A 9,704-nucleotide genomic window follows, 5' to 3' on the forward strand; every position below is an offset into this window, starting at 1 on the left:
CCTATCTCCAGGCGCGGTCGACCTGCATGTTGCAGTCCTTGGAGAGCCAGGCGGGGGCTGACTTGCGGGGCAGCTGGCCGCTCACCACCAGGTGGGCCATGGTGTCGCAGATGACCCGGGTGGCCATCAGGGAGGTCATGTCGCTGACGTCGTAGGGGGGGGAGACCTCCACCACCTCGAGGCCGCAGACGGGCACGTTGCGCACGATCAGCTCCAGCAGCTTGAGGGCCTCGCGCGGCAGCAGGCCGCCGGGCTCGGGCCAGCCGGTGCCCGGCACGAAGCCGGCATCGATGCAGTCGATGTCGAAGGAGATGTAGACGCAGTCGGTGCCGTCGGTGGCGCGCTCGATGGCGTATTTGGCCGCCGCCTCCAGGCCCATGTCGCAGATGTCGGTGACGGTGAGCACGTTGGTGCCCCGCTCGCGGCAGACCTTCACCCCTTCCCGCGGCACCTGCCAGCCGCCGATGCCCAGTTGCACCAGGTTCTCGGCCGGGGCGTTGGCCATGTTGGTCGCGTGGAACCACGGGGTGGTGTGCATGCGCTCGTCCAGGTCGGTCTCCTGGGTGTCGACGTGGCGATCGAAGTGGATGATGCCCACCTTCTTGTCGCCGAGATGGCGGCAGACGCCCCGGACGGTGGGGAAGCCGATCGAGTGGTCGCCGCCCAGGATGATCGGGAAGGCGCCGCTGGCGAAGACGTGGGCGATGCCCTTGGAGATCTGATCGAAGCTCTTCTCGTTATTCGCGGGGATGGTGAAGATGTCACCCACGTCGCAGAGGGTGATCTGCTCGCGCAGGTCGACCCCCATCTCGTAGTTGTAGGGGGTGTACAGCGCTGAAATGCGCCGGATGCCCTGGGGACCGAAGCGGGTGCCGGGCCGGTAGGTGGTGCCGCTGTCGTGGGGAACCCCCACCACCGCCACGTCGAACTCCCCAACCCGGTTCACGTCCTCCAGGTAGGGGGCCTTCATGAAGGTGTTGATGCCGGCGTAGTGGGGCAGCTCACCGCGGGAGAAGGTGGAGATGCGCCGGTCGACGATGCTCTCGGCGGCCTCCAGGCCATGGCGAAGGCCCTGGTCGACCTCCTGCTGCCAGCCGGTCAGGGGAAGGGCGGCTTCCTTCTCGAGGGCCCTGGCCCCTTCACTGCCGGCGGGGTGGCGCCCCCGGTCGAAGGCCTCGGCCGCATCGGCCTGGCTGCCGCTGGACGGATCGTTCATTCGGACCTCTGGGCACGGTGGGAATGGGGCGGTCTCCCGGGCTTTTGTCCCTCCGTGCCACACACCGGTGAGAACTGGGTTCTCGGATTCGGTGGGTGCGCTTCTCTCGGACCAGGCATCCCTCCGCCTGCTGGCAGTGCCAGGAATGGCAGTGCGAGCAATGGGGGACCGGAACCCTAGAAGCAATTTCCGCCTTGGGATCCTGAAGGCCCCCGGGCGGGACGGTTGTGACGGTTGCTACGGGATCGGTGCGGTCGCCTCAGGAAGGACAGGGGAGACCGGCCGCCTTGCGGTTGGTCTCGCGGCGCAGCAGCAGAAAGAGGTAGTCCGGGTCCTTGTACTGGCTCGGCAGGCACTGGTGCAGCTGCTCGAGCCGGTGCCAGCAGACCGTGCGCTGGATCTTCTTGAGGGTTCGACCTTCCCGGACCAGCAGCCGCAGGGCCTTGCAGTACATCGAATAGTTGGCCTCCAGTTCACCGATGGTGACTTTCGGGATCGTGACCTTCGGTAGGGACGCTGGAAGCGATCGGGCGGTCATCGGCCATCCTTCGGGGCAGGCCCCGCAGAGATGCATCCACTGTCGTCCATGGCCGGCCGGGGCGCGCCCCCCATCCGGGGACATTCCCGCCCCGGGCGTCCCCCGGCCGGAGGGGGACGCCATGGGGGTTCGCTGACCCGGACGGCACAGGGGGGTGGCGGCCCTTCCGATTCAGTTAAGGTTTGGTCAGCAGAGGAATGCCCGGCATGTACAAGGACCATCCCGTCATGAACGCGCTGCTGGAGCAGCTCCGCTCCCTCAACGAGCAGTACAGCGACCTGCCCAACGAACTCAACCGTTACCGCGTCGTCCGCCAGGAGCAGCTGATTGCCCAGTGGGCCCCCGGCCTCAGCGTCGCCGTCTGAGTCTCGCCCTGGCCAGGGCGGCCCGATGGCCCCCCGTCCCCACCCCCTGTTGAAGCCTCACCCGTGAGGTGATGAACAAGAACCACCCCGTCTACCACTCCCTGGTCGCCAGGCTGGAGAGCCTCCGGGATCAGTACCGGCACCATCCCTGCGAGCGGAACCGCTACCGGCTGGTGCGGCAGGAACAGCTGATCGCCCAGTGGGTGGCCGCCTCCGACCTGCCCTCTCCGAGCCTCTCCCCCATGGGGGGCGGCGCGTCGGCACCGGCGCCAACATGAAGAAAATCTCTCGCTTTGCCGTCGGGTGTTCCTTGTTGCTCTCGGGAGCCCATCCATCGGCTATTCCGTAGACAGCACACCCCTGTCGGCTGTACGGGCAAAGGTATGGGCAAAGGTTCGGGTAAAGGTCCTGGCAAAGGCCATGACAAAAAGGAAAAGGGAAGTCTCAAGATCAAGACCCTGACGATCAAGCCGCCGAAGGCGAAAGAATCCCGAAGCCTCGGCTCTTCCGCCGTGAGCGAGTCGGACCTCTACAGGCCCTCTCCGATCTTCGACGACCTCGCCAACCATTCCGAGGGACGCCCTCCCAAGCTGGATCGCAAGTTCTACGAGAAGGAACTGGCCCGGCTCCAGGTGGAGCTGGTGAAGATGCAGTACTGGGCGAAGCATGTGGGGTACCGCATGATCCTGCTGTTCGAGGGCCGGGATGCGGCCGGCAAGGGCGGCACCATCAAGCGCATCACCGAGCCGCTCAACCCAAGGGGCTGCAACGTGGTGGCCCTCGGCACCCCCTCCGACCAGCAGAAGACCCAGTGGTACTTCCAGCGCTATGTCGAGAATTTCCCCTCCGCCGGGGAGATCGTCCTGTTCGACCGCAGCTGGTATAACCGGGCCGGCGTCGAGAAGGTGATGGGCTTCTGCACGCCGGAGCAAGTGAATGAATTCATGCTCTCCTGCCCGGAGTTCGAGCGCATGCTGGTGCGCAGCGGCATCACCCTGATCAAGTACTGGTTCTCCGTCAGCGACGACGAGCAGGAGGCCCGTTTCCGCTCCCGGCTGGAGGATCCGGCCCGCCGCTGGAAGCTCAGCCCGATGGACCTGGAATCCCGGGACCGCTGGGTGGAGTTCTCCCGGGCCAAGGATGAGATGTTCGCCCACACCAACATCCCGGAGGCCCCCTGGTTCACCGTTGAGGCCAATGACAAGCGCCGGGCCAGGCTCAACTGCATCCGTCACCTGCTCAGCAAGGTCCCCTACGAGGACATGACACCCAAGGCGATCGAACTGCCCCCCCGCAAGAGCGGTGCCGACTACCAGCGTCCCCCGATGAACGAACAGTTCTTCGTGCCCAACGCCTATCCCTGAGCCCCCTCGACCAGCCAGCGGCGGCCCCCGAGCAGCTCCAGCCAGACCAGCACCACCAGCCAGTGGATCAGCACCGGGGCCGCGATGGACCCGGTGAGCTGGTAGGCAGCCACGCACGTCACCCCCAGCAGGGCGGCCAGGAGCAGGAAGCGGCCGTCGTCGAAGAGCTTGCGGCCCCGGCGGTACCAGAGCCGGCCGGCCAGCGGATGCCAGGCGACGAAGAGCCCCACGCTCAGGGCCCCCCAGGCGAAGGTGTCCGCCATGCCGAGACCTTCCAAGGCGTGGGGCAGCAGGGCGGCCCGGAACAGGGTCTCCTCGACCAGGGCCGGGGTCAGCAGCAGGGCCGGGGCCTGGCGCAGCAGCAGCCAGGGCCGCACCGCTGAAGCCGTCGCCGGCAGGAAGCCGCTGCGGCGCCCCAGCGGCAGGGCGATGGCGGCGTAGGCCCCCAGCAGCAGGGCCGCCAGGGCCAGGCCGGCTCCACCGAGGGGCGTGAAGAAGGCATCCATCAGCCGGGGCAGGGCCAGCCCCACCACGGGCAGCTGACCGAGGAGCTGGGTCGGCGCCAGGGGGGCCAGGCGCCGGTCGGCGCCGGGGAGCTGGTTGGTGCGCAGCACATGGAGCGGGTCCCCGTGGCGCAGGAACACCCGGGCCATCTCGTCGTGGGCGCGGCGGGGCAGCATCGATCGCCAGCTGAGCAGTCCATCCCAGAGGCTGGGGCTGGCCCGGAAGCGGTCCGGTGCATCGCCGGGGCGGTCCATCAGCGAGGCGTTGTGGCGCCAGTCGGCGCGGACCATGCCGAAGGGGGTCAGCAGGGCATCGAGGGAGCGGGCCAGGGAGGCGAGCCGGGGCAGATCGGTGCCGTCGAGCTCGCGGCGGCGGCGCCGCAGCTGGTCGATGGCGATCCAGAGGGCCTGGCTGGAATCCTGCACGCAGGAGATGGCCGGGGACACCAGCGAGACGCCGCCGCCGTCGCCGCTGCGGTAGCGGGCCATCAGCACCTCCGCCTGGATCGCCAGTTCCTCCAGCAGCAGGGGGTCGGTGCGCACCAGCACGTCCGAGATCGGCCGCGTCCCGAGCCAGCCCCGCTGCAGGTTGCCGGTGTAGGCGCTCCAGTCCTGGCTGCCCGAGACGATGCCGTTGGGATTGTTGGCGTAGATCTGGTGGTAGCGCAGGTCGAAACGGGGCTCCCCGGTGAAGGGATCGATCACGATCCGGGCGGCACCGAAGGCGAAGTGGCCCGTCACCGTGAAGCCGCTGATCGGCTCGCCATCGGGCCCGCCGATGCCGCCGAAGTTGTGGATCAACAGGGAACGGTCGCCGGGTTGCCAGGGGGCGTGCTCCCCATCGGGATTCATGCTCACCCGGCTGAAGCGGCCGCGCCGGGTCTGGTCGTCGCTCCAGTTGATCCGGCTGATCGCGTTGAGGCCGGCGGCGGTGCCCCGCAGAACCCGGTCGCTCTCCAGGCGGGTGAGGTGGCGGGGTTCCAGGGCCTGGGCGGTGAAGGTCCCGTCGCTGTCCGGGGCGCCGTAGAGGTACCAGCCGTCGCTGCCGACGGGGGACTCCAGCAGTCCCTGCGGATCGAAGAAGCGCCGGCCATGGCGGTCGGGGGGCTGGCGGGGCAGTCGCACCGTCTCGATCGGGCCGACGAAGTCCCCCTGGCCCCGGTCGTAGTGCTGGACCTGGAAGCGCTCCGGGTCGGCAGGGTCGCGGGAGAGTAATCGCACCAGAGCCACCCAGCGGCCCGTGCTCTGCAGGGGCGGGCGAGCGATCCGAAGCACGGTGTCCCCGTCCCGCCGCTCGACGTCCACCTCCTCGAGCGCCACGGTGATGTCGTCGTGGGGATGGGCCCCCGCCAGCGTCTGCAGCGGCCCGACATCGTTGCGCCCATCCAGGCGGGTGGGCACCACATTGCCCTGCTGCGCCGCCAGCCGGGCCTGGGTCCCGAGCCGCACCGGCGTGCTCACCTTGCCCACCAGGGCCCGCAGCATTGGCTCGTCCCGCCAGCCCAGCCGCAGGCGCTGGCCGACCAGGGCGTCGTGGCCCGCCGGGGCCTGCTCCAGCTCCAGCCACACCCAGTCGCCGCCGCCCCGGGCCATCTCGGCCGCTGCGGGAAGGATCAGGCGCCCGAACCAGTCGCCATGGGGTCGGTAGAGGGCCGGATCCGGCCGACGTTCCAGCGGATAGTGCTCCGGACGGTTGAAGGGGGCCTGCCAGGCCAGGTCGTAGCTGGTGGGCGGTGGGGGGGGCGGCGCGCCCAGGGCACCCCTGGCCAGGGGCAGGACCAGCAGCACCATGGCCAGAACGGCCGTCAGAAGGGTCAGCCGGCGGCGGCGGTCAGGGCGAGGCCGCCCGGGCTTGGCAGGTGGCGGCATGGGGTCCTAACCGCCGCTTTCCCGGTGGATCGCCAGGGCCGCCAGCACGCCGCCGGCGAAACCGGAGGCGTGGCCGATCCAGCTCACCCCCGGGGGACTCAGGAACGGCAGCAGGCTGGGCAGCGCCCCCCCGTAGGCGAACAGCGCGGTGAGCGACAGCAGGATCGAGAGGGGGCGGCGCTCCAGCCAGCCGATCAGCAGCAGGTAGCCCAGCAGTCCGTAGATGACCCCGGAGAGGCCGTGGCTGGCCTGGTGCCAGAACAGCCAGACGGGGATGGCCGTGGCGTAGACCCCCAGCCACACGGCCAGGTAATCGCCCCGGCTCTTGGCCAGCACCAGCCAGGACAGGGGCAGGAACCAGAGGCTGTTGCTGATCAGGTGGCCGAAGCCTCCATGGCTGAAGGGGGCGGTGAGCACCCCGAGGAAGGGCCCCCCCGGCACCATCGGCAGGTTCCAGCGGCCTCCGAAGAAGACCTGGTCGATGATCTCCTGGACCCAGGGCACCGCCAGGATCAGCACCGGCAGCACGGCCATGCCCTTCAGACGGGACAGGCTGCGGTCGAGCCGCTGGGCAAGGGATCCGGCCATGGCCGCAGGCGAACCGGCAGTGCGTGTCGGCCTGTCCTAGCTCCCCAGCGGACCGCTCAGCAGCCACCACCACAGCGGAACCGAGACCAGGGCCAGGGCGGTGCTCCAGAGAACCAGCGACGCCACCCCATCGGCCGCCTGCCGCCGCCCGGCTCCGGCGGTCTCCTGCCGCCCGGCAGCGGCCGCTTCCGTGAGCAGCAGCACCGAGATGGCGGTGGGGGCCGCCGCCTGCAGCACCACCGCGTCCCGCAACGGGGAGGGCAGCCCCAGCAGGCCGGCCAGGAGCAGCATGGCCGCCGGGAGCACCACCAGCTTGCCCACCAGGGGCGCCAGCAGGGCCGAACCGCCGGCGGGGCCGGCCGTGCCCGCCGGGCGGCGCCGGAGCATGAGGCCCAGCCGCATCCCCACCAGGGCCAGGGCCACCAGGACCACCAGCCGGGCCGGCCACCACAGCCATTGGGCCAGTACCGCGCTCCAGGGGGTCTGGTGCAGGAGCACGGCCAGCGCCAGTCCCCGCATGGCCGGGCTGGTGGCCAGCACCCGCAGCTGGCGGCGCACGCCGGTGGCGCGCCGGTCCACCAGCAGCGGACCGAGGCTCCAGGTGATCAGCGTGGCCATCAGATCGAAGGCGATCGTGAAGCCGATGGCCTCGGGGGGAAGCAGGGCCAGGGCCACGGGCAGCCCCCAGTAGGCGGTGTTGCCCACGACGCAGCCCAGTTGCAGGCTGCCCTCAGGGATGCACCGGCCCAGGGCCGGCAGGCGCAGCAGCAGCAGGCCCAGGCCCGAGGCGGCCGCCGCCATCAGGGCCGCCGTGAGCAGCTCGGCCTGGAAGCCCGACCGCAGCAGCAGGGCCACCAGGCTGATGGGAATGCCCCAGGTGATCAGCGGCGGGGCCAGCCGTCCCGGCAGCCCGGGGAACCGCATCCCCAGCAGCAGTCCGAGGCCCAGGCAGGGGATCAGTTCGAGCAGGAACCGCAGCACCAGCCCTCCACCGCACCCCTGGCGTACCCACCATGGCGGTCCCCGGCCTGCGGCGCTGCCTAGGGTCGTCGCTTCCCCAGATGCCCAGGTCTTCGATGCAATCCCCCATGCGCTCCGGTGCCGACAACGGCTTCGGCGGGCTCTGGCAGCTGGTCTTCGCCGCCGTGCTCGCCGGCCTGGTGCTGCTGACCCAGACGGTGTTCATCGTGCCGGCGGGCAGCGTGGCCGTGGTCACCACCCTCGGCAAGGTCACCGGTGAGCCGCGGCAGCCCGGGGCCAACTTCAAGATCCCCCTGGCCCAGAACACCTCCCTCTTCGATGTGCGCACCCAGGTGCGGCCGGAGCAGTTCTCCACCCTCACCAAGGACCTGCAGGTGATCCAGGCCACCGCCACCGTGAAGTACGCCATGAAGCCCGCCGAAGCGGGTCGCATCTACGAGACGATCGCCACCGACGACCAGCAGATCTATCCGCGGGTGATCCAGCCCTCCCTGCTGAAGGCCCTCAAGTCGGTGTTCTCCCAGTACGAACTGGTGACGATCGCCACCGAGTGGAACTCCATCTCCGAACTGGTGCAGGAGAAGGTGGCCGAGGAACTGCGCAAGTTCGACTACGTGACCGTCCAGGGCCTGGACCTCACCGGCCTGCAGATCGCCGAGGAGTACCGCGCCGCGATCGAGCAGAAGCAGATCGCCGAGCAACAGTTGCTGCGGGCCCAGACGGAGGTGCTGATCGCCGAGCAGGAGGCCAAGCGGTACCAGACCCTCAATTCCAGCCTCGACGACCAGGTGCTCTACAAGCTGTTTCTGGATAAATGGGATGGGCAGACCTCGGTGGTGCCGGCCCTGCCGGGGGCGGCCGGGGGCGGCGGCAGCCCGGTGATCGTCAACGGCCGCCGCTGAGCGGGACGCCCGATGGACGAGGGAATTCTCGATGTCGATCTGCTGGCCTTCGAACGGGGCGACGCGAGGGCCCGCGACGCCGTCGTCGATGGGGTGAGGCGCAGCCTGGCCAACGGCTTCGTCTACACCAGCAGCGATCTGCCCGTTGACCTGCTGGACTCCGCCTACGGGCTCCTGCAGCGGTTCTTCGCCCTCGAGCCCGACACCAAGCGGCGCTTCCGGGCGCCCGGCGCCAGCGGTCAGACCGGTTACACGGAGGTGCTGGTGGAGACGGCCGCCGGCAGCGATCACCCGGACTGGAAGGAGATGCTGAACTGGGCCGACCCGCTGCCCGCCGGCCATCCCCTGCGGCTCCGTTTCCCGGCGTTCTATCCCGAGCCGGTCCTGCCGGAGGCGGCCGTTCCCGGCATCACCGCCGTGCTGGGGGAGTTCCACCGGGCGATCGCCGATCTCCAGCGGCGCTTTCTGCGGGTGATCGCCGTGGGCATGGGCTGCGGTGATGGCTTCTTCGAGGAGATGGTGCGGGAGGCCCCCACCCTCACCCGGGCCCTGCGCTACCCCCCCATGGCCCAGGCACCGGGGGAGGGGCATGTCTGGGCGGCGGCCCATGGGGACATCAATCTGATCACAGCCCTGCCGAGGGCCACCGGGCCGGGGCTGCAGGTGCGCGTGGCCGGGGAATGGGTGGAGGCGGCTCCGCCGGAGGGCCGGGTGATCATCAACACGGGGCTGATGTTGGAGCGTCTCTCCAACGGCCGCATCCCCACCGGCTGGCATCGGGTGGTGGCGCCGCCGGGGGCCACCGATGAGCGCTTCAGCGTCGTGCAGTTCTGCCATGCCAGACCATGGACGGTCCTGGCGCCGGTGCCCTCCTGCTGCGGCCCGGATCAGCCGCAGCGTTACAGCGCCATATCCGCTGCAGACGCCCTCGAAGAGGTGCTTTACCGCATCAATCTGCTCGAGAACTGAGCATTCGCTGGCGAGGATAGCGGTCGTTCAGAAGGCCGCCGTCACCCATGAGTTCAACGATCCAGGGTGCCGGGATTCTCTCGATGTCGCCGGTGTCGATGTTGAGCACCTGGGCGAAATCGGCCGGGGTCGGACCGCTGAGCTCGCAGATCCGGCCGATGAACCACGGCCTGCCGGCCATGGCCACCACGGCAAGGTGCCCGGCTCGCGCCTCCCGGAAGCGCTGGGGGTTGGCCCGCCTCAGGGGGGCCACCGCTGGATCGATCTGGCCGGGCGCCATGGCAGACCTCTGGTACGCCTGTACTATAACCGGATCGCTTCGGCGCGCCACCGGTCTGCGGGAGCCCCATAGGCTGGGCCCACCCAGAGGCGGAATCCGTGGACGAAGGCAGCAGAGGCGAAGGCAGCA

11 protein-coding genes and 1 riboswitch are annotated in these 9,704 nt (G+C 69.7%); of the genes, 5 read left to right on the forward strand and 6 right to left on the reverse strand.

Translation table 11 applies throughout. The features are described from left to right. Position 1 precedes the first annotated feature (1 nt). Both speB and CJZ86_RS00830 read right to left on the reverse strand, forming a co-directional pair. Complete coding sequence (speB, locus tag CJZ86_RS00825; RefSeq protein WP_094584065.1) at positions 2 to 1,216, reverse strand: agmatinase; 1,215 nt, start codon at positions 1,214 to 1,216, stop codon at positions 2 to 4. 31 nt (positions 1,217 to 1,247) lie between these two features. Further along, a riboswitch (guanidine-I (ykkC/yxkD leader) is annotated at positions 1,248 to 1,407 on the reverse strand. Between the two features lie 68 nt (positions 1,408 to 1,475). After that, positions 1,476 to 1,754, reverse strand: coding sequence for a DUF3136 domain-containing protein (locus tag CJZ86_RS00830; RefSeq protein WP_094584066.1), 279 nt, complete (start codon positions 1,752 to 1,754; stop codon positions 1,476 to 1,478). Positions 1,755 to 1,981: 227 nt separating this feature from the next. Here CJZ86_RS00830 and CJZ86_RS17055 point away from each other — a divergent pair, with 227 nt between their 5' ends. The 3 genes from CJZ86_RS17055 (at position 1,982) to ppk2 (ending at position 3,483) form a co-directional block, all read left to right on the forward strand. Beyond that, on the forward strand, positions 1,982 to 2,119 hold the full coding sequence (locus CJZ86_RS17055) for a hypothetical protein (protein WP_233133754.1): 138 nt from the start codon (positions 1,982 to 1,984) through the stop codon (positions 2,117 to 2,119). A gap of 71 nt (positions 2,120 to 2,190) precedes the next feature. After that, the gene (locus tag CJZ86_RS00835; protein ID WP_094584067.1) at positions 2,191 to 2,397 is read left to right on the forward strand and encodes a hypothetical protein; all 207 of its coding nucleotides are present in this window, start codon (positions 2,191 to 2,193) and stop codon (positions 2,395 to 2,397) included. Positions 2,398 to 2,631: 234 nt separating this feature from the next. Next, positions 2,632 to 3,483, forward strand: coding sequence for a polyphosphate kinase 2 (gene ppk2, locus CJZ86_RS00840; protein WP_353617263.1), 852 nt, complete (start codon positions 2,632 to 2,634; stop codon positions 3,481 to 3,483). On the opposite strand, the gene CJZ86_RS00845 is transcribed toward ppk2, so the two are convergent. The 3 genes from CJZ86_RS00845 to CJZ86_RS00855 all read right to left on the reverse strand — a co-directional run bounded on the left by CJZ86_RS00845 (position 3,474) and on the right by CJZ86_RS00855 (position 7,424). After that, positions 3,474 to 5,777 carry a CPBP family glutamic-type intramembrane protease gene (locus CJZ86_RS00845; protein ID WP_233133755.1) on the reverse strand — a complete coding sequence of 768 codons (2,304 nt, stop codon included), beginning with the start codon at positions 5,775 to 5,777 and terminating at the stop codon, positions 3,474 to 3,476. The genes ppk2 and CJZ86_RS00845 overlap by 10 nt on opposite strands. An 84-nt stretch (positions 5,778 to 5,861) precedes the next feature. Beyond that, positions 5,862 to 6,443 (reverse strand): rhomboid family intramembrane serine protease, encoded by a 582-nt coding sequence (locus tag CJZ86_RS00850; RefSeq protein ID WP_094584070.1) that lies wholly within the window; start codon positions 6,441 to 6,443, stop codon positions 5,862 to 5,864. Positions 6,444 to 6,479: 36 nt separating this feature from the next. Further along, positions 6,480 to 7,424 (reverse strand): AEC family transporter, encoded by a 945-nt coding sequence (locus CJZ86_RS00855; protein WP_094584071.1) that lies wholly within the window; start codon positions 7,422 to 7,424, stop codon positions 6,480 to 6,482. Positions 7,425 to 7,519: 95 nt separating this feature from the next. On the opposite strand from CJZ86_RS00855, the gene CJZ86_RS00860 reads away from it, so the two are divergent. Both CJZ86_RS00860 and CJZ86_RS00865 read left to right on the forward strand, forming a co-directional pair. Continuing rightward, positions 7,520 to 8,326 carry a prohibitin family protein gene (locus tag CJZ86_RS00860; RefSeq protein ID WP_190612377.1) on the forward strand — a complete coding sequence of 269 codons (807 nt, stop codon included), beginning with the start codon at positions 7,520 to 7,522 and terminating at the stop codon, positions 8,324 to 8,326. 12 nt (positions 8,327 to 8,338) lie between these two features. Then, positions 8,339 to 9,295, forward strand: a complete 957-nt coding sequence (locus CJZ86_RS00865) for an isopenicillin N synthase family dioxygenase (protein ID WP_094584073.1) — start codon at positions 8,339 to 8,341, stop codon at positions 9,293 to 9,295. Here the strand turns inward: CJZ86_RS00865 and CJZ86_RS00870 are convergent. Further along, entirely contained in the window at positions 9,276 to 9,575 is a 300-nt protein-coding gene (locus tag CJZ86_RS00870; RefSeq protein ID WP_094584074.1) for a hypothetical protein, read from the reverse strand. The two genes, CJZ86_RS00865 and CJZ86_RS00870, sit on opposite strands and share 20 nt — an antisense overlap. Positions 9,576 to 9,704: the final 129 nt, after the last annotated feature.

Origin of the sequence: Synechococcus sp. BO 8801 (assembly GCF_002252675.1) — a bacterium.
Classification (GTDB): Bacteria; Cyanobacteriota; Cyanobacteriia; order PCC-6307; family Cyanobiaceae; genus Cyanobium.